The organism is Streptomyces sp. NPDC048258 (assembly GCF_043201995.1).
Classification (GTDB): Bacteria; Actinomycetota; Actinomycetes; order Streptomycetales; family Streptomycetaceae; genus Streptomyces.
The window spans coordinates 655,475-674,163 of sequence record NZ_JBICZH010000002.1; the positions used below are offsets into that span (position 1 = coordinate 655,475).

Sequence of the window (18,689 nt, forward strand, 5' to 3'; positions counted from 1 at the left end):
CAACATCCCGAAAGGGCAACGCGCATGGAGCAGTTCGAGCCCGACCGCCTCTCGGCGGCGCAACTCGCCGCGATGCGGCGCAGCCTCACCAGCGGGCGCGGCGCCCTCACCCGCCGCTCGCTGCTGCGCGCCTCCGGAGTCGGGGCGCTCACCCTCGGAGGCCTGTCCACCCTCGCCGCGTGCGGCATCCCGCCCGCCAAGCGCGCGGGTGACACGGCGGTTGCCTCCGACGACCACTCGGCACAGGAGAAGGAGATCAACTTCTCCAACTGGACCGAGTACATGGACACCAGCGACGACGAGAAGACCCGCCCCACCCTGGAGGAGTTCACCAAGCGGACCGGGATCAAGGTCAAGTACACCGAGGACATCAACGACAACGTCGAGTTCTTCGGGAAGATCCGCCCGCAGCTCGCAGCGGGTCAGGACACCGGCCGCGACCTGATCGTCGTCACCGACTGGCTCGCCGCCCGCATCATCCGCCTCGGCTGGGCGCAGAAGCTGGACCCCTCGCACCTCCCGCACGCCTACGCCAACCTGATCCCCCAGTTCCGCACCCCCGACTGGGACCCCGGCCGCTCGTACAGCTACCCGTGGACCGGCATCGACACCGTCATCGCCTACAACACCAAGGCCACCGGCGGGAAGAAGGTCGACTCCGTCACCCAGCTGCTCGACGATCCCACCCTCAAGGGCCGGGTCGGCTTCCTCACCGAAATGCGCGACAGCGTCGGCATGACCCTGCTCGACCAGGGCAAGGACCCCGCGAACTTCACCACCGCGGACTTCGACGGGGCGATCGGCCGGCTCCAGAAGGGCGTGGACACCAAGCAGATCCGCCGCTTCACCGGCAACGACTACACCGCCGACCTCGACAAGGGAGACCTGGCCGCCTGCCTCGCCTGGGCCGGCGACGTCATCCAGCTCCAGGCCGGCAACCCGGACATCCAGTACGCGATCCCGGCACCCGGATACATCACCTCCAGCGACAACCTGCTGGTCCCCGCGCACGCCCGGCACAAGGGCAACGCCGAGAAGCTCATCGACTTCTACTACGAACCTCCGATCGCCGCCCAGCTGGCCGCCTTCATCAGCTACGTCTGCCCGGTCGAGGGCGTCAAGGACGAGCTGGCCAAGATCGATCCCGCCCTCGCGGACAACCCGCTGATCGTCCCGGACAAGGCGATGGCCGCCAAGGCACACGCCTTCCGCTCGCTCAGCAGCGAGGAAGAGACGGCGTACGAAGAGAAGTTCGCCAAGCTGATCGGCGCGTAGCCGTACCCGCCCCGCCGCCGCGAACCCCTCCCTTGACCGCTTCGCCCTACCCAACCCCGGGACCCATCCATGACTGACAAGACCGCGGGCGGCGACGTCCGCCTCGCCGGGATCAGCAAGCACTACGGCACCTTCACCGCCGTGCACCCGCTGGACCTCACCATTCCCCAGGGCTCCTTCTTCGCCCTGCTCGGCGCCTCCGGCTGCGGGAAGACCACCACCCTGCGCATGATCGCCGGCCTGGAGGAGCCCTCCACCGGCACGGTCCACCTCGGCGACCGGGCGGTCACCCACCTGCCGCCGTACAAGCGCCCGGTCAACACGGTCTTCCAGAGCTACGCCCTCTTCCCACACCTGAACATCTACGAGAACGTCGCCTTCGGCCTGCGCCGCCGCGGCATCAAGTCGGTCAAGAAGCAGGTCGACGACATGCTGGAGCTGGTCCAGCTCGGACAGTTCGCCCAGCGCAAGCCGCACCAGCTCTCCGGCGGCCAGCAGCAGCGCGTCGCCGTCGCCCGGGCCCTGATCAACCACCCCCAGGTGCTGCTGCTCGACGAGCCGCTCGGCGCCCTCGACCTCAAGCTGCGCCGCCAGATGCAGCTGGAGCTCAAGCGCATCCAGACCGAGGTCGGCATCACCTTCGTGCACGTCACGCACGACCAGGAGGAGGCCATGACCATGGCCGACACGGTCGCCGTGATGAACGGCGGCCGCGTCGAGCAGCTGGGCGCCCCCGCCGAGCTGTACGAGAACCCGGGCACCACGTTCGTCGCCAACTTCCTCGGCACCTCGAACCTCATCGAGGCCTCGGTGGAGTCCGCCGGCTCAGAGGTCGTCGTCTCCGCCTCGGGTACGAAGCTCCGGCTGCCCGCGGCCCGCTGCGCGACCACCCCCCGCACCGGCGGCAAGCTGCTGGTCGGGGTGCGCCCGGAGAAGATCTCGCTGGTGCACGCCGACGAGGAGCACACCATCGCGGCCGGCCGCAACAAGGTCCCCGGCCGGATCGCGGACTCCTCCTTCATCGGCGTCTCCACCCAGTACGTGATCGACAGCCAGGTCTGTCCCGAGCTGGAGGTGTACGCCCAGAACATAGAGCGGGACGCCCGCCTGGTCCCGGGCGCCGAGGTGATCCTGCACTGGAACCCGGAGCACTCCTTCGGCCTCGACGCCGCCCAGTCCATGCTTGCAGGGACGATGGGCGACGCGGGCATCGAGACGGTCGAGGAGGGCGCATGACCAGCCCCGCTGCAGACACAGCGCCGCCCCAGGCGCCCGCCCCCACCGAACCTCCGGTGCACAAGGCGTCCGTACGCAAGCGGCTGATCCCGTACTGGCTGCTGCTCCCCGGCATCCTGTGGCTGCTGGTCTTCTTCGTCCTGCCGATGGTCTACCAGGCCTCCACCTCGGTGCAGACCGGCTCCCTCGAAGAGGGCTTCGAGGTCACGTGGCACTTCCAGACCTACTGGGACGCCTTCACCGAGTACCTGCCGCAGTTCCTGCGCTCCCTGCTGTACGCCGGCACCGCCACCGCGCTGTGCCTGCTGCTCGGGTACCCGCTGGCCTACCTGATCGCCTTCAGGGCGGGCCGCTGGCGCAACCTGCTGCTGGTGCTGGTCATCGCGCCGTTCTTCACCAGCTTCCTGATCCGCACGCTCGCCTGGAAGACGATCCTGGCCGACGGCGGCCCGGTCGTCGCCGTCCTCAACAACATCGGCTTCCTCGACGTCACCAGCTGGCTCGGCATGACCCAGGGCGACCGGGTGCTGGCCACGCCGCTCGCGGTCGTCTGCGGTCTGACGTACAACTTCCTCCCCTTCATGATCCTGCCGCTGTACTCCTCGCTGGAGCGCATCGACACCCGCCTCCACGAGGCGGCCGGGGACCTGTACGCCCGACCCGCGACGGTCTTCCGGAAGGTGACCTTCCCGCTGTCCATGCCGGGAGTGGTCTCCGGGACCCTGCTCACCTTCATCCCGGCGAGCGGCGACTACGTGAACGCCGAACTGCTCGGCTCCACGGACACCCGGATGATCGGCAACGTCATCCAGTCGCAGTACCTGCGGATCCTCGACTACCCGACGGCGGCCGCGCTGTCCTTCATCCTCATGGCCATCGTGCTGATCATGGTCACCATCTACATCCGCCGAGCGGGGACGGAGGACCTGGTCTGATGCGCACCCCCATAGCCTGGCTCCGGCGCAATCTGGTCGTCATCGCGGGCCTCGGCACGCTCGCGTACATGATCCTGCCGAACGTGGTCGTGACCGTCTTCTCCTTCAACAACCCCACCGGGCGGTTCAACTACGCCTGGCAGGAGTTCTCGCTCGACGCGTGGAAGGACCCCTGCGGCGTCGCCGACCTGTGCGGCTCCCTCTCGCTCTCGCTCCAGATCGCCCTGTGGGCCACCCTTGCCGCGACCGCGCTCGGTACCGCGATCGCCTTCGCGCTGGTGCGCTACCGCTTCCGGGCGCGCGGCGCGGTCAACTCGCTGATCTTCCTGCCCATGGCCATGCCCGAGATCGTGATGGCGGCCTCACTGCTCGCCCTCTTCCTCAACATGGGGATCCAGCTGGGCTTCTGGACGATCCTGATCGCCCACATCATGTTCTGCCTCAGCTTCGTCGTCGCCGCCGTCAAGGCGCGTGTCCTGTCCATGGACCCGCGGCTGGAGGAGGCCGCCCGCGACCTCTACGCGGGCCCGGTGCAGACCTTCGTACGGGTCACCCTGCCGATCGCGGCACCCGGTATCGCGGCGGGCGCGCTGCTCTCCTTCGCGCTCTCCTTCGACGACTTCATCATCACCAACTTCAACTCGGGCAACACCGTCACCTTCCCCATGTTCGTGTGGGGATCGGCCCAGCGCGGTACGCCTGTGCAGATCAACGTCATCGGCACGGCGATGTTCGTCATCGCGGTGCTGGTGGTCCTCGCCGGCCAGATGGTCGGCAACCGCCGCAAGAAGGCACAACCGAAGTAGACCCCTGTAGGGAGTTGGAAGCCATGGCCCCAGTCGCCATGCGTAGTGTTGCGAAATCCCTTTCCGAAGCGAAGCCGGTCTCGTACTGGCTGGACGATCCCGGCAAGCCCGCCGCGCAGCCGGCGCTCACCGGCGACGAGCGGTGCGACCTGCTGGTCGTCGGCGGCGGCTACAGCGGTCTGTGGACCGCGCTGCTCGCCAAGGAGCGCGACCCCGGACGGGACGTCGTACTGATCGAGAGCAAGGAGGCGGGCTGGGCCGCCTCCGGCCGCAACGGCGGCTTCTGCGCCGCCTCGCTCACCCACGGCCTCGGCAACGGGATGGCCCGCTGGCCGGGGGAGCTCGCCAAGCTGGAGGAGCTGGGCGCCCGCAACCTCGACGCCATCGAGGAGGCGGTCGCCCGCTACGGCATCGACTGCGACTTCGAGCGCACCGGCGAGATCGACGTGGCCACCGAGCCCCACCAGGTCGAAGAGCTGCGGGAACTCCACGAGGAGGCCCGCCGCCTCGGCCTCGCGGGCGGCTCCGAATGGCTGGACGGCGACGCGCTGCGCGCCGAGGTCGACTCCCCGACCTTCCTCGCGGGCCTCTGGGACCGCGACGGCGTCGCCATGCTCAACCCGGCGAAGCTGGCCTGGGGCCTCAAGCAGGCCTGCCTGGACCTCGGGGTGCGGATCTACGAGAACACCCGCGGCCTCACGATGGCCTCGGCCGGCCCCGGGATGACCGTGCAGACCCCGTACGGGACGATCCTCGCGCGCCGGGTCGCCCTGGGCACCAACATCTTCCCCTCGCTGGTCCGCCGCATCCGCCCGTTCACCGTGCCGGTCTACGACTACGCGCTGATGACCGAGCCGCTGGACGAGGCGCAGCTCGCCGCCATCGGCTGGAAGAACCGGCAGGGGCTGGGCGACAGCGCGAACCAGTTCCACTACTTCCGGATCACGAAGGACCACCGGATCCTGTGGGGCGGCTACGACGCGATCTACCCCTACCGGGGGAAGCTCGACTCGGAGTACGACCACCGCCCCGAGACCTACCTCAAGCTCGCCGAGCACTTCTTCACCTGCTTCCCGCAGCTGGAGGGGATCCGCTTCAGCCACGCCTGGGGCGGGGCGATCGACACCTGCTCGCGGTTCTCGGCCTTCTTCGGCACCGCGCACTCCGGGAAGGTCGCCTACGCTGCCGGCTACACCGGGCTCGGGGTGGGTGCCACCCGCTTCGGCGCGGACGTGATGCTGGACCTGCTCGACGGGGTCCCCACCGAGCGCACCCGGCTGGAGATGGTGAAGTCCAAGCCGATGCCGTTCCCGCCGGAGCCCTTCGCCTGGACCGGGATCACCCTCACCAAGTGGTCGCTGGCCCGCGCCGACCGCCGCGGCGGGCACCGCAACCTCTGGCTCAGGACGCTGGACCGCTTCGGCCTCGGCTTCGACAGCTGATCCGCCGACGCGCACGCCCCCGGCGCACACCTGCCCGTGGTCGTGTGACCCGCTTCACCACCCCGGAGTAACGGAACCCGCGTCATGGCCGCGCCCGGTCGCGCTCTCTCCCGGTGAGAACCCTTCACCGACACGAGACGAACGGAGGCCGGGCGATGGCGATCCCGGAGACCAAGACGGCAGTGGAATGGCTGGCATCGGTGGCGCCGGACCCCGAGGCCTGCCGGTGGGAGTGGGAGCGCAACCCCCTCGGGGTCGCCCTGCTGCCCGCCGGCCGGCGCTGGGACGTGCTGATCCTGCCCGGGGAGCTGGGGGAGGCCACCCTCGACGTGCTGAACCTGCTCCTCGCCCGGCCCGGCCCCGTGCTCGCCGATTTCGGCGACTCGCGGCTGGGCTTTTTCGTGCCTCCCGGCACGGCCTCCCGCTGGATCGGGACGGGCGTACGGGGCGCGGGGCGCGGGACCTGGATCGTCGTGCCCTACCCCGGCCGGGCCACCGGCGGGGTGCGCTGGCTGGTGCTCCCGGACGGGCAGGGCACGCTCACCGACCCGGCGGTGCTGGAGCTCGCCATGCACGAGGCGGCCGCGCGCGTGGTGGCGGAGGAGGACCGGACATCTTGACAAGGGCATTGGTCTGGACCATCTTGGGCGCCTCCCCCGGCTACCGCTGGGAGGTGCCCCCAGACCCCCTCCATCCCCCCATGCACCGGAGGCAGTTGTGCGCAGAGCGTGGTCCCTCCTCACGGCCGCCGCACTCGCGGCGGCCGGCTTCCTCGCCGCGGGCCCGCCTGCCGCGGCAGCGGACGCCGACCTCGTACGCAACGGCGGATTCGAAGCCGGCCTCGACGGCTGGAGCTGCTCCGGCGGCAGCGGAGCCACCGTCACCTCGCCCGTGCACGGCGGCGGCTCCGCCCTCAAGGCCACACCGGCCGGCCAGGACAACGCCCGCTGCTCCCAGACCGTCACCGTCAAGCCCGACTCGGCGTACACGCTGGCCGCCTGGGTGCAGGGCGCGTACGTCTACCTCGGCGCGACCGGGACGGGCACCACCGACGTGTCGACGTGGACACAGAGCCCGGGCGCCTGGAAGCAGCTGACGACCGGATTCCGCACCGGCCCGGCCACGACCTCCGTCACCGTCTACACCCACGGCTGGTACGGCCAGTCCGCCCACGTCACCGACGACCTCACCCTGGTCGGACCCGACCCCGGCGGCCCCGGCCAGCCCCAGCCCCCGGCCGCCCCCACCGGTCTGACGGCCTCCGCCACCTCGTCGAGCTCGGTCTCCCTGTCCTGGTCGGCGGTGCCCGGGGCCACCTCGTACACCGTCCACCGGGACGGCGCCGCGCCCCTCTCCGTCACCTCCGCCTCGGCGACGGTGACCGGGCTCGCCGCGTCCACCACGTACACCTTCCGGGTCGGCGCGGTGAACTCGGCGGGCGAGTCCCCGAAGAGCGCCCCCGTCTCCGTGGCCACGACGAGCGGCGGTGGCGGCGGTGGCGGCGGCCTCCCGGCGCACGCGCTCGTCGGCTACCTGCACGCGAGCTTCGCCAACGGCTCGGGCCACCTCCGGATGGCGGACGTGCCCGCCTCCTGGGACGTCATCAACCTCGCCTTCGGCGAACCGACTTCGGTGACCTCGGGCGACATCCGCTTCCGGCTCTGCCCGGTCGCCGAGTGCCCGAACGTTGAATCCCCGGCCGAGTTCAAGGCGGCCGTCAAGGCCAAGCAGGCCGCCGGCAAGAAGGTGCTCATCTCCATCGGCGGCCAGAACGGCCAGGTCCAGCTCGCGACCACGGCCGCCCGCGACACCTTCGTCTCCTCCGTCAGCAAGATCATCGACGAGTACGGGCTCAACGGCCTCGACATCGACTTCGAGGGCCACTCCCTCTCCCTCGCCACCGGGGACACCGACTTCCGCGCCCCCACCACCCCCGTGGTCGTCAACCTGATCTCGGCCGTGAAGACCCTCAAGGCCAAGTACGGCCCCGACTTCGCCCTGACGGCGGCACCGGAGACCTTCTTCGTCCAGCTGGGCTACCAGTACTACGGCTCGGGCCCCTGGGGCGGCCAGGACCCGCGGGCCGGCGCGTACCTCCCGGTCATCCACGCCCTGCGCGACGACCTCACCCTGCTCCACGTCCAGGACTACAACTCGGGCCCGATCATGGGCCTCGACAACCAGTACCACTCCATGGGCGGCGCGGACTTCCACATCGCCATGACCGACATGCTGCTCACCGGCTTCCCGGTCGCCGGCGACACCGCCCGCGTCTTCCCGCCGCTGCGCCCGGACCAGGTCGCCATCGGCCTGCCGGCCACGACCAACGCGGGCAACGGCCACACCCCGCCCGCCGAGGTGAACAAGGCCCTGGACTGCCTGACGAAGAAGACCGACTGCGGCGGTTACCAGACCCACGGCACCTGGCCGGGCCTGCGCGGCCTGATGACCTGGTCGGTCAACTGGGACCGGTTCGGGGGCTGGGAGTTCAGCCGGAACTTCGACGCGTATTTCGGCGGCTGACCCACCGCACCGCCAGCAGCAGCGGGGCGCTCACGAGGAGGCTGGCCAGCACGTCCAGCGGCCAGTGCCAGCCCCGCAGGACCAGGCCCACGGCCGTCGCCCCCGTCAGCACGAGGGCGACGGCCGTCGGCCAGGGCCGGCGTGTGTACGGGGTGACGAGCAGGGCCGCGCCGAGATAGGCGACGGCCGCGGTCGCGGTGTGGCCCGAGGGGTAGTAGCCGGCGGCCCAGGGCTCCAGCGGGCCGGGACGGGCGGTCCACTCCTTCAGCGGGACGATCAGGGCCGGGACCAGCGCCATGGCCAGGGCCGCGGCCGCCGCCCCGCGCCGGTCGCCGCGCCAGGCGGCGTACGCCACGGCGAGGACGAGCACGGGCAGCGCGACCGGGACGTTCCCGAGGTCCGAGAGGCGTTCGGTGACGGTGTCGGGGACGCTGCGGACGAGGGCGCGGCTGAGGCGCGCGTCCGGGGACAGCAGGGGCCCCGAGACCAGGACCTGCCAGGTGATCAGGGCGAAGGCGGTCAGGCAGAGCACGGTCAGCCAGAGCGCGGCCTGGACGGCGGCCTCGGGGAGAGTAGCCGGCCGTCCCGGAACAGGGGGGATGGTTCCGGGACGGCCGCCCGGATCGGGTTGCCGCACGCCCCGGGGGGTTTGGGGCGGTCGGCCGTCCGATCGGTGAGGAGTGTGCGCGAACGCATGCCCAGTACGGCGCTGGGGAAGCCCGGCACTGGTGTCGCCCTCGGTTTCCCGGGAGCGGGGTGTCTCACTCATCTGCAGAAACCGTACGGCAGCGGAAGGGGGACCGACAGCGGGAACGCGCTCCCGCCATCGGCCCCCCACACGTTCTTCACAGCGCCCGACGATTACCGGCGGTATCGGGCGAGCGCTGCGCTCGGACGTTCTAGCCGCGTTCTAGCCGTTCGATCAGATGCCCGCGAACGCGGCCTCGATGATGTCCAGGCCCTCGTTCAGCAGGTCCTCGCCGATGACGATCGGCGGGAGGAAGCGGAGCACGTTGCCGTAGGTGCCGCAGGTGAGGACCAGCACGCCCTCGGCGTGGCAGGCCTTGGCGAGCTGCGCGGCCGCCTCCGGGAACGGGGTCTTGGACGCGGGGTCCTTGACGAGCTCGATCGCGATCATGGCGCCGCGGCCGCGGATGTCGCCGATGATGTCGTACTTCTCCTGCATGGCCGTCAGGCGGGTCTTCATGAGGGACTCGATCTTCTTCGCCGCGGCGTTGAGGTCGAGCTCCTTCATGGTCTCGATGGAGCCGAGCGCACCGGCGCACGCCACCGGGTTGCCGCCGTAGGTGCCGCCCAGGCCGCCCGCGTGGGCGGCGTCCATGATCTCGGCGCGGCCGGTCACGGCGGCGAGCGGCAGACCGCCCGCGATGCCCTTGGCGGTGGTGATCAGGTCGGGGACGATGCCCTCGTCCTCGCACGCGAACCACTGGCCGGTGCGGCAGAAGCCGGACTGGATCTCGTCGGCGACGAAGACGATGCCGTTGTCGTTGGCGAACTTCACGATCGCGGGCAGGAAGCCCTTGGCCGGCTCGATGAAGCCGCCCTCGCCGAGGACCGGCTCGATGATGATCGCGGCGACGTTGTCGGCGCCGATCTGCTTGGTGATCTGGTCGATCGCCTGGGCGGCGGCCTCGGGGCCGCAGTTCTCGGCGCCGGTGGGCCAGCGGTAGCCGTAGGCGACCGGGACGCGGTAGACCTCGGGGGCGAACGGACCGAAGCCCTGCTTGTACGGCATGTTCTTCGAGGTCAGCGCCATCGTGAGGTTCGTACGGCCGTGGTAGCCGTGGTCGAAGACGACGACGGCCTGGCGCTTGGTGTACGAACGGGCGATCTTGACGGCGTTCTCGACGGCCTCGGCGCCGGAGTTGAACAGGGCCGACTTCTTGGCGTGGTCGCCCGGGGTGAGCTCGGCGAGGGCCTCGCAGACCTCGACGTAGCCCTCGTACGGCGTGACCATGAAGCAGGTGTGCGTGAAGTTCGCGAGCTGCGCGGAGGCGCGACGCACGACGGCCTCGGCGGAGGCGCCGACCGAGGTCACGGCGATGCCGGAGCCGAAGTCGATCAGGCGGTTGCCGTCGACGTCCTCGATGATGCCGCCGCCCGCGCGCGCCGTGAAGACGGGGAGCACGGAGCCCACGCCGCCGGCCACCGTCTCGAGGCGGCGGGCCTGCAGCTCCTGCGACTTGGGGCCGGGGATCGCGGTGACGATGCGGCGCTCCTGCGGGACAGCGGTCATAGAGGGCTCCTGGGGGTGTTTTCGGACGCACTTGTGTCTTTGTCCGCAGGCTAGGCCCGGGGGAGGGGGTACTGCATGCTCCGTTCGGGAGTGGTGCCCGCGTGTCCTTGTCCGTGACGGCCATAGGAAGGAGGCGGGACGTGTCCCGCCGGTCCTGGCGGGGTACGGCCCCAACGCCCGGGCCGGGCACTAGATTGAGCGCCGCAGCGCACGGCACGGTCAGGGGGGCAGGGGTTTCATGGACACCGACGGCACGCACGGCCACAGCCAGGGCGGGTATGGGGGTCCGGCCGACGGGGCCGGCGGCCGCGCTGCCGGAGCACACGTGCCCCGCCCGGCCGGGCCGCCGCCCGCGCGCCCGCCGCGTCCGGCCGCGGCCCCCCCTCCGCCGCCGCCCGCCCACCCCCCGCGCGCGGGGGCGCAGACCACCGGCTCGCCCTTCAGTACCTGGCTGCGCGTGCCCCGGCCGACCGCTGCCCCGGGCGTCTGGCGCCAGGCCTACGTCCCGCCCGTCCGCAAGCCCGAGGGGTCCAACCGGGCAGTGCTCACGCGGGTCGTGGTCGCCTTTCTGGTCTATTTCGCCTGCCGACGGATGTTCCTCGAGGGAAGGTTGCCCTTCGCCGGGAGCCCGCTCTACCTCTTCACCCCCGAGAACTGGTGGAGCCACGGCCTTGTCATGGCCCCCCTCGACTACCGCGGCTGGGTCGCCCTCGAGCTCTACGAGCTGCTCGTCACCGTCGGCCTGTTCCTTGTCTTCGCCCGGCTCGGCGGCTGGCGCGCCGCTTTCGACCGGCTGATCGCCTCGCGCGGGCCCTGGTACCGCGCACTGGGCGCCGCGGCCGGAGCCCTGGTGGTCGTCCTGCTGATCGAGAACAAAGTCCTCCCGGTCTACCCGCTCGCCTTCGGGCACCTGCCCTACCAGGAGCTCGGCGATGTCGCGGGCTCACTGCTGACCTACGCCCTGTACGTCATGATCTACCTCCCCCTCCTCTACGTCTTCGCCCGGCTCGGCGGCTGGCGCACACTGCTCACCCGCACCGAAACCGCTCCGGCGGCTGCCGTCGCGGGCAGCCCCGAGGACCCGGTGGCCTGGCCGCAGCTGCGTGCCGCCGGACTGGCGGAATCCGCCGACCGGTTGGCCGCCGAGGCGGAAGCGGGCCGGATGAACGATGTCGACCACGCGCGGATCAGCCGGGCCTTCACATCCGTCCGGGTCGATCCCTCGCGCCGGTCCGCGTTCGCGCAGTCCGTGCGCGATAACGGCGCGGCCGCGTGCGCGCACCCCTCGAAGGCGCGCGACCTGCCCGTGCGCATCGCCGCACACGACCTGACCGTCGCCCAGGTCCGGATCGGCCTCGTCACCGACGCCGAACCCAACCCAGACGAGAGGTGGGGCACCGGGCTGGCCCTGGACCCCTCGGTGCTGGCAACCTCGATGCTCGCCGTCGGGCCCTCCGGTGTGGGCAAGACGGCCCGCCTGGTCCGTCCCGTCGTCGAATCCCTTGCCCTCCAGGCGCTCGCCGGGGGAGCCGCGGTGATCGCCGTCGGCGCCGCAGGTGCCGGGCTCGGCCCCGACGACGCCTACGACGTCGTGGTCCGCCCCGGTGACCCCGCCTCCGTCCATGACCTCGACCTCTACGGGGGCACGAGCGACCCCGACGAGGCCGCCTCCCTGCTTGCCGAGGCCTTCGTCGGCGACATTCCCGGGATCGAGACCCGTCGGGCCGCGACCGCCCTCGCCCAGCTGCTGGGGCCGTTCCGCGCCGCGTATGGACGTTTCCCCGCGGTGGCCGAGCTTCGTGAGCTCCTCGACAGGGTGCCCGCCGCCCTGGCTGCGCTCCGCCGGGACCTGGAGGCCGCCGGGGCTCAGGCCATGCTGCGCGAGCTCGACGCCCGCGAACGCCAATACGGCGCCCACGGCGACCCGGGCCCCATGCTCGCTGACCGGGCCGGGCTCCTGGACCGGCCCGCCTTCCACGGCTTCTTCGACACCAGCGGCGTCGGGCACCCCTTCTCGCTGCGCTCCCTGGAACACCCGGTCCGGGTCCGCATCGACCTGCCCGAGCGGGCCCATCCAGACGCCTCGCGCATGCTGGCCCGGCTTCTGCTCGCTCAGTTCAACACCTCCGCCGCGGCGCGCACGGACCGCTCCCTCTTCGCGTGCCTCGCCTTCGATGACGCCTCGCACACCTTGACCCCGCAGACGCTGCGCGGCCTGCAGCGGCTGCGCTCGGCCAACGCGGGCGTTCTGCTGACGCTGCGCACGCTGGACGAGGTGCCGGAGGAGCTGCGTACCCAGGTGCTCGGCGCGGTCGGCTGCCGCATGGCCTTCTCCGGGGTCACCACCTGGGACGGCAAGCGCTTCTCAGAGGCGTGGGGCACCGAGCTCATCGAGACCCGGGACGTCACTAGCCGGGCGGTCTACGCCGACCGGGCCACCACCCGCTTCCTGCACGCTGTGCGCAAGCTCATCACCGGGAAAGACGTCACCACGGACGCGGTCACGGTGCGCCAGGTCGACCGGGAGCGCTGGTCCGCGTCGGCCCTCGCCAACACCGTGCCAGCCGGGCACGCGGTGGTCTCCTTGACCTCGGTTCAAGGGGAACGGGCGGCTCCGCTGCTGGTCCGGCTCGGCGGGACGGCCTGAACTGACCCGTACGAGGTGGCAGAATCGAGGGGAGCCGTTCATACGACACGGCGAAATGGGGTGCGGCTCCTCTGATGCCCTTCTGTCGCCCCCTTCCGCCGTCCCCTCCCGCTAAGGCCCCTGGTAACCGATGCCGCTCACCCTCGCCTCGCTCGTCCAGCACTCGGCCCTCAAGCTCAGCGTCCGGGCGGGGGAGGGCCGACTCGACACCCCCGTGCGGTGGGCCCACGTCAGCGAGCTCGCCGACCCCGTGCCCTACATGGAGGGCGGGGAACTGCTCCTGATCACCGCGATGAAGCTGGACGCGGAGGATCCGCAGGAGATGGGCCGGTACGTACGCCGCCTCGCCGCGGCCGGGGTCGTCGGCATCGGCTTCGCGATCGGCGTGAACTACGAGGCGATCCCCGAGGCGCTGGTCGAGGCGGCGCGGACCGAGGACATGCCGCTGCTGGAGGTCCCGCGGCGGACCCCCTTCCTCGCCATCAGCAAGGCCGTCTCCGCCGCGCTCGCGGCCGACCAGTACCGGGCCGTGACCGCCGGTTTCGAGGCGCAGCGGGAATTGACGCGCGCCGCGCTCTCCGCCGACGGGCCCGCCGAGCTGCTGTCGAGGCTGGCCGCGCACGTGCACGGCTGGGCCGCGCTGTACGACACCTCGGGCGCGGTCGTCGCGGCCGCCCCCGACTGGGCCGCGCGGCGCGCCGCCCGGCTCACCCCGGACGTGGAGCGGCTGCGGGAGCGGCCCGCGCCCGCGAGCGCCGTGGTCGGCGGTTCGGAGGACCGGGTCGAACTGCAGTCCCTGGGCACGGGCCGACGGGCGCGCGGCGCGCTCGCCGTCGGCACCGGGGCCCCGCTGGGCACGGCCGAGCGGTACGCGGTCCACTCCGCGGTCGCGCTCCTGACCCTCACCACCGAGCGCTCGCGCTCGCTGCACGACGCCGAGTCCCGGCTGGGGGCCGCGGTGCTGCGGATGCTGCTGGCGGGGGAGGCGGAGCACGCGAGAGCCGTGGCCGGGGATCTGTACGGGGCCCTGCTGGAGGCCCCGTTCCGGCTGATCGCGGCCGAGCCGGCGCTGCCGGGCACCGCGCAGCCGGAGGGCCTGGCCCTGCTGGCCGACACCGTGGAGTCGGCGGCCGCCCGCACCGGCGAGCCGCTGCTCGTGGTCCCGGAACCGGGCCGGCTCGTCGTCCTGGCCGCCGACGGGGGCTCGGCCGTACAGGCCTGCCTGGACCACGCGGAGGCCCTGGAGGCGCGGCGCGGCCGGGACGCCGCCGGTCCCGAGCCGGACGAACTCGTCGTCGGCCTGTCCGCGCCGGCCGGCCCGGGCGCCGTGGCGGCGGCGCTGAAACAGGCCGACCAGGCCCTGGCCGTGGCCCGGCGACGGGGACGGCCGTTGGTGGAGCACGAGGACATGGCGGCGGGTTCGGTCCTGCCGCTGCTGGCCGACGACGCCGTACGGGCGTTCGCGGACGGCACGCTGCGGGCGCTGCGGGAGCACGACGAGACGGGGCGCGGCGATCTGGTGGCCTCGTTGCAGGCCTGGCTCTCCCGGCACGGCCAGTGGGACGCGGCCGCCGCCGATCTCGGTGTGCACCGGCACACCCTGCGCTACCGGATGAAGCGGGTCGAGGAGATCCTCGGCCGCTCCCTGGACGACCCGGACGTCCGCATGGAGCTGTGGCTCGCCCTGAAGGCCTCCCCGACGCCGTCGTAGCGGGTGCGGGTGCGGGTTTGGGTGCGGGGGTGGGGCCGAGGCCGCTGCGCGGGCCTCCCGGGCTCCGCCCGGACCCGCGCCTCGTCGGCGGGGCTGGATTTGGCTGATGCCGTCCGCCGGGCGGGCGTGGAGTTGCGCGCAGCGCATTCCAGCCGCTGGGACGACAGTGACAAACCGGCGCGGCCTCGCCCTCAGGTACTACACCCCGGATAAACCGTGAAACCCCGACGGAGACCTACCGTGGAGGGGACAACGACCCACCGCACACACTCGAAGGGCCGGGATTCGCATGACTTCCACCCACGCCTTCTGGCTCGCCGGCCGCCAGGCCACCGGCGAGGACAGCTTCGACGTCCACTCCCCGTGGGACGGCCGCCTGGTCGGCACGGTCAGCGTGCCCACCGACGCCCAGGTCGAAGAGGCCGTGGCCGCGGCGCACGCCGTGACGGCGGAGTTCTCCGCGACCCCCGCCCACGTGCGTGCCGCTGCCCTGGACCACGTGTCCAAGCGGCTCGCCGAGCGCACGGAGGAGATCGCCCAGCTGATCTCCGCCGAGAACGGCAAGCCCGTCAAGTGGGCCCGCGGTGAGGTCGGCCGTGCGGTGTCCGTGTTCCGCTTCGCCGCCGAAGAGGCCCGCCGCTTCAACGGCGGAGAGGCCCAGCGCCTCGACACCGACGCCGGTGGCGTCGGCCGCCTGGCGCTGACCCGCCGCTTCGTCAAGGGCCCGGTCCTCGGCATCGCGCCGTTCAACTTTCCGCTGAACCTGTGCGCCCACAAGGTGGCCCCGGCCATCGCCGTCGGCGCGCCGATCATCCTCAAGCCCGCCCCGGCCACGCCCCTCTCCGGGCTGATCCTGGGTGAGCTGCTCGCCGAGACCGAACTCCCGGCCGGCTCCTGGTCGGTCCTGCCGGTCGCGAACGAGAAGATGCCCGCCCTGGTCAAGGACGAGCGCCTCCCCGTCATCTCCTTCACCGGCTCCGACACCGTCGGCTACGCCATCCAGCAGTCGGTGCCCCACAAGCACTGCACGCTGGAGCTCGGCGGCAACGCCGCGGCCGTCGTCCTCGCCGACTGGGCCTCCGAGGCCGACCTCGACTGGGCCGCGACCCGTATCGCGACCTTCTCGAACTACCAGGCCGGTCAGTCCTGCATCTCGGTGCAGCGCGTGATCGCCGACGCCTCCGTCTACGACACCCTCGTGGAGAAGGTCGTCGCGAAGGTCCAGGCCCAGGTCACCGGCGACCCGTCCGACTCCGCCACCGACGTCGGCCCCCTCGTCTCCGAGGACGCCGCCAAGCGGGTCGAGTCCTGGGTCGACGAGGCCGTGTCCGCCGGAGCCAAGCTGCTCACCGGCGGCAAGCGCGAGGGTGCCTCGTACGAGCCCACCGTCCTCGCGGAGGTCCCGGCCGGCGTCAAGCTCGCCACCGAGGAGGTCTTCGGACCGGTGCTGACGCTGCAGAAGGTCGACGGCACCGACGAGGCCTTCGCCGCGGTGAACGACTCCAAGTTCGGTCTGCAGACCGGCGTCTTCACCCGCGACATCCAGACCGCGTTCCGCGCCCACCGCGAGCTCGAGGTCGGCGGTGTGGTCGTCGGCGACGCGCCGTCCTACCGCGCCGACCAGATGCCCTACGGCGGCGTCAAGCAGTCGGGTGTGGGCCGCGAGGGTGTCCGCTACGCGATGGACGACTACACGTACGAGCGAGTCCTGGTCCTGACCGGCCTCGACATCTGATCTCGTACGGCCAAAAAGCCGACGGCCGGAGCCTACTGTGCGGGGGCTCCGGCCGTCCCCCTTTTCCCGAGGGCGTGAACGGGGTACGACTCACAGGTAGCACCGGCTGGTGATCCGGTGCCCACCCGACTCCGGCGGCGAGGTGAGCCCCCTCATGTCCGCAACACAACCCGCACAGCCCAAGGTGACCGAGCGCGAGGCACGGCAGGTCGCGGAAGCGGCCCGGGAACAGGACTGGCGCAAGCCCAGCTTCGCCAAGGAGCTCTTCCTCGGCCGGCTGCGGCTGGACCTGATCCATCCCCACCCGCTCCCCGCCGACGAGGACGTCCGGCGCGGCGAGGCCTTCCTGGCCAGGCTGCGGGCCTTCTGCGAGACGGAGATCGACGGCGCGCGCATCGAGCGCGAGGCGAAGATCCCCGACGAGACCGTGCGCGGGCTGAAAGAGCTCGGCGCCCTCGGCATGAAGATCGAACCCAAGTACGGCGGCCTCGGTCTCACCCAGGTCTACTACAACAAGGCGCTGGCCCTCGTCGGCTCCGTCAGCCCGGCGATCGGCGCCCTGCTCTCCGCCCACCAGTCCATCGGCGTCCCCCAGCCGCTGAAGATCTTCGGCACGCAGGAGCAGAAGGACGCCTACCTGCCGCGCTGTGCCACCACCGCCATCAGTGCCTTCCTGCTCACCGAGCCGGACGTGGGGTCCGACCCGGCGCGCCTGGCCACCACGGCGGTCCCGGACGGCGAGGACGCGTACCTCCTCGACGGCGTGAAGCTGTGGACCACCAACGGGGTCGTGGCCGACCTCCTCGTGGTCATGGCCCGCGTCCCCAAGAGCGAGAACCACCGCGGCGGGATCACCGCCTTCGTCGTGGAGGCGGACTCGCCGGGGATCACCGTCGAGCACCGCAACGCGTTCATGGGCCTGCGCGGCCTGGAGAACGGCGTCACCCGCTTCCACCAGGTCAGGGTCCCCGCGGCCCAGCGCATCGGCGCCGAGGGCGCCGGCCTCAAGATCGCGCTGACCACCCTCAACACCGGCCGGCTGTCGCTGCCCGCCATGTGCGTCGGCGCCGGGAAGTGGTGCCTGAAGATCGCCCGCGAGTGGACCGGCGTACGCGAGCAGTGGGGCCGCCCCGTCGCGAAGCACGAGGCCGTCGGCGCCAAGATCTCCTTCATCGCCGCCACCACCTTCGCCCTCGAAGCGGTGGTCGACCTGGCCTCCCAGATGGCCGACGAGGACCGCAACGACATCCGCATCGAGGCGGCCCTCGCCAAGCTCTACGGCTCCGAGATGGCCTGCCTGATGGCCGACGAGCTCGTCCAGATCCGCGGCGGCCGCGGCTTCGAGACCGCCGAGTCCCTGGCCGCCCGCGGCGAGCGCGCCGTCCCCGCCGAGCAGATGCTGCGCGACCTGCGCATCAACCGGATCTTCGAGGGCTCCACCGAGATCATGCACCTGCTGATCGCCCGCGAGGCCGTCGACGCCCACCTGTCGGTCGCGGGCGACCTCATCGACCCGGAGAAGGCACTCGGCGACAAGGCGAAGGCGGGCGCCCGCGCCGCCGGGTTCTACGCCCGCTGGCTGCCGCAGCTGGCCACCGGCGCCGGCCAGGTCCCGGGCACCTACCGGGCCTTCCACCCGAGCGGTCACCCCGACCTCGCCACCCACCTGCGCTATGTGGAGCGCGGAGCCCGCAAACTCGCCCGCTCGACCTTCTACGCGATGTCGCGCTGGCAGGGCCGCATGGAGACCAAACAGGGCTTCCTCGGCCGGATCGTCGACATCGGCGCCGAGCTCTTCGCGATGAGCGCGGCCTGCGTCCGCGCCGAGCACCTGCGCGCCACCGGGGACCACGGCCGCGAGGCGTACCAGCTCGCCGACGTCTTCTGCCGGCAGTCCCGGATCCGCGTCGAGGAGCTCTTCGGCCGGCTCTGGACCAACACCGACGACCTCGACCGCAAGGTCGTCGAGGGCGTCCTGACCGGTACCTACACCTGGCTGGAGGACGGCATCATCGACCCCTCGGGCGACGGTCCCTGGATCGCCGACGCCGCCCCCGGCCCCTCCGCTCGGGAAAACGTGCACCGCCCCATCCGCTGACCTGCGATCATCGCCGGACGTCGG

The 18,689-nt window shown here is 71.8% G+C and carries 13 protein-coding genes; 11 read left to right on the forward strand and 2 right to left on the reverse strand.

The features are described from left to right. The first annotated feature begins 24 nt into the window (after positions 1 to 24). The 7 genes from ACGFYQ_RS07175 (at position 25) to ACGFYQ_RS07205 (ending at position 8,217) form a co-directional block, all read left to right on the forward strand. Positions 25 to 1,275 (forward strand): PotD/PotF family extracellular solute-binding protein, encoded by a 1,251-nt coding sequence (locus ACGFYQ_RS07175; protein WP_393740779.1) that lies wholly within the window; start codon positions 25 to 27, stop codon positions 1,273 to 1,275. Positions 1,276 to 1,344: 69 nt separating this feature from the next. Then, positions 1,345 to 2,511, forward strand: a complete 1,167-nt coding sequence (locus ACGFYQ_RS07180) for an ABC transporter ATP-binding protein (protein WP_393740781.1) — start codon at positions 1,345 to 1,347, stop codon at positions 2,509 to 2,511. Further along, on the forward strand, positions 2,508 to 3,446 hold the full coding sequence (locus ACGFYQ_RS07185) for an ABC transporter permease (RefSeq protein ID WP_393740783.1): 939 nt from the start codon (positions 2,508 to 2,510) through the stop codon (positions 3,444 to 3,446). The genes ACGFYQ_RS07180 and ACGFYQ_RS07185 overlap by 4 nt, the downstream gene beginning before the upstream one ends. Continuing rightward, positions 3,446 to 4,252, forward strand: a complete 807-nt coding sequence (locus ACGFYQ_RS07190; protein ID WP_393740785.1) for an ABC transporter permease — start codon at positions 3,446 to 3,448, stop codon at positions 4,250 to 4,252. Before ACGFYQ_RS07185 ends, ACGFYQ_RS07190 begins: the two co-directional genes overlap by 1 nt. Before the next feature lie 23 nt (positions 4,253 to 4,275). Beyond that, positions 4,276 to 5,694 carry an NAD(P)/FAD-dependent oxidoreductase gene (locus ACGFYQ_RS07195; protein ID WP_393740787.1) on the forward strand — a complete coding sequence of 473 codons (1,419 nt, stop codon included), beginning with the start codon at positions 4,276 to 4,278 and terminating at the stop codon, positions 5,692 to 5,694. 155 nt (positions 5,695 to 5,849) lie between these two features. After that, positions 5,850 to 6,314 carry a hypothetical protein gene (locus ACGFYQ_RS07200; protein WP_393740789.1) on the forward strand — a complete coding sequence of 155 codons (465 nt, stop codon included), beginning with the start codon at positions 5,850 to 5,852 and terminating at the stop codon, positions 6,312 to 6,314. A gap of 97 nt (positions 6,315 to 6,411) precedes the next feature. Then, a complete protein-coding gene (locus ACGFYQ_RS07205) occupies positions 6,412 to 8,217 on the forward strand; it encodes a chitinase (protein ID WP_393740791.1) in 1,806 nt (601 codons plus the stop codon). Here the strand turns inward: ACGFYQ_RS07205 and ACGFYQ_RS07210 are convergent. Together ACGFYQ_RS07210 and gabT are read right to left on the reverse strand one after the other, a co-directional pair. Next, positions 8,183 to 8,986, reverse strand: a complete 804-nt coding sequence (locus tag ACGFYQ_RS07210) for a phosphatase PAP2 family protein (protein WP_393740793.1) — start codon at positions 8,984 to 8,986, stop codon at positions 8,183 to 8,185. The genes ACGFYQ_RS07205 and ACGFYQ_RS07210 overlap by 35 nt on opposite strands. 153 nt (positions 8,987 to 9,139) lie before the next feature. After that, positions 9,140 to 10,474, reverse strand: coding sequence for a 4-aminobutyrate--2-oxoglutarate transaminase (gene gabT, locus ACGFYQ_RS07215; RefSeq protein ID WP_393740795.1), 1,335 nt, complete (start codon positions 10,472 to 10,474; stop codon positions 9,140 to 9,142). A gap of 457 nt (positions 10,475 to 10,931) precedes the next feature. On the opposite strand from gabT, the gene ACGFYQ_RS07220 reads away from it, so the two are divergent. From ACGFYQ_RS07220 to ACGFYQ_RS07235, 4 genes are all read left to right on the forward strand, one after another. Next, a complete protein-coding gene (locus ACGFYQ_RS07220; protein ID WP_393740797.1) occupies positions 10,932 to 13,121 on the forward strand; it encodes an ATP/GTP-binding protein in 2,190 nt (729 codons plus the stop codon). A gap of 130 nt (positions 13,122 to 13,251) precedes the next feature. After that, positions 13,252 to 14,832 carry a PucR family transcriptional regulator gene (locus tag ACGFYQ_RS07225; RefSeq protein WP_393740799.1) on the forward strand — a complete coding sequence of 527 codons (1,581 nt, stop codon included), beginning with the start codon at positions 13,252 to 13,254 and terminating at the stop codon, positions 14,830 to 14,832. Between the two features lie 289 nt (positions 14,833 to 15,121). Further along, positions 15,122 to 16,567, forward strand: a complete 1,446-nt coding sequence (locus ACGFYQ_RS07230) for an aldehyde dehydrogenase family protein (RefSeq protein WP_393740801.1) — start codon at positions 15,122 to 15,124, stop codon at positions 16,565 to 16,567. Positions 16,568 to 16,721: 154 nt separating this feature from the next. Beyond that, positions 16,722 to 18,665: an acyl-CoA dehydrogenase family protein gene (locus ACGFYQ_RS07235; RefSeq protein ID WP_393740803.1), complete on the forward strand. Its 1,944-nt coding sequence runs from the start codon at positions 16,722 to 16,724 to the stop codon at positions 18,663 to 18,665. The last annotated feature ends 24 nt before the right edge of the window (positions 18,666 to 18,689 follow it).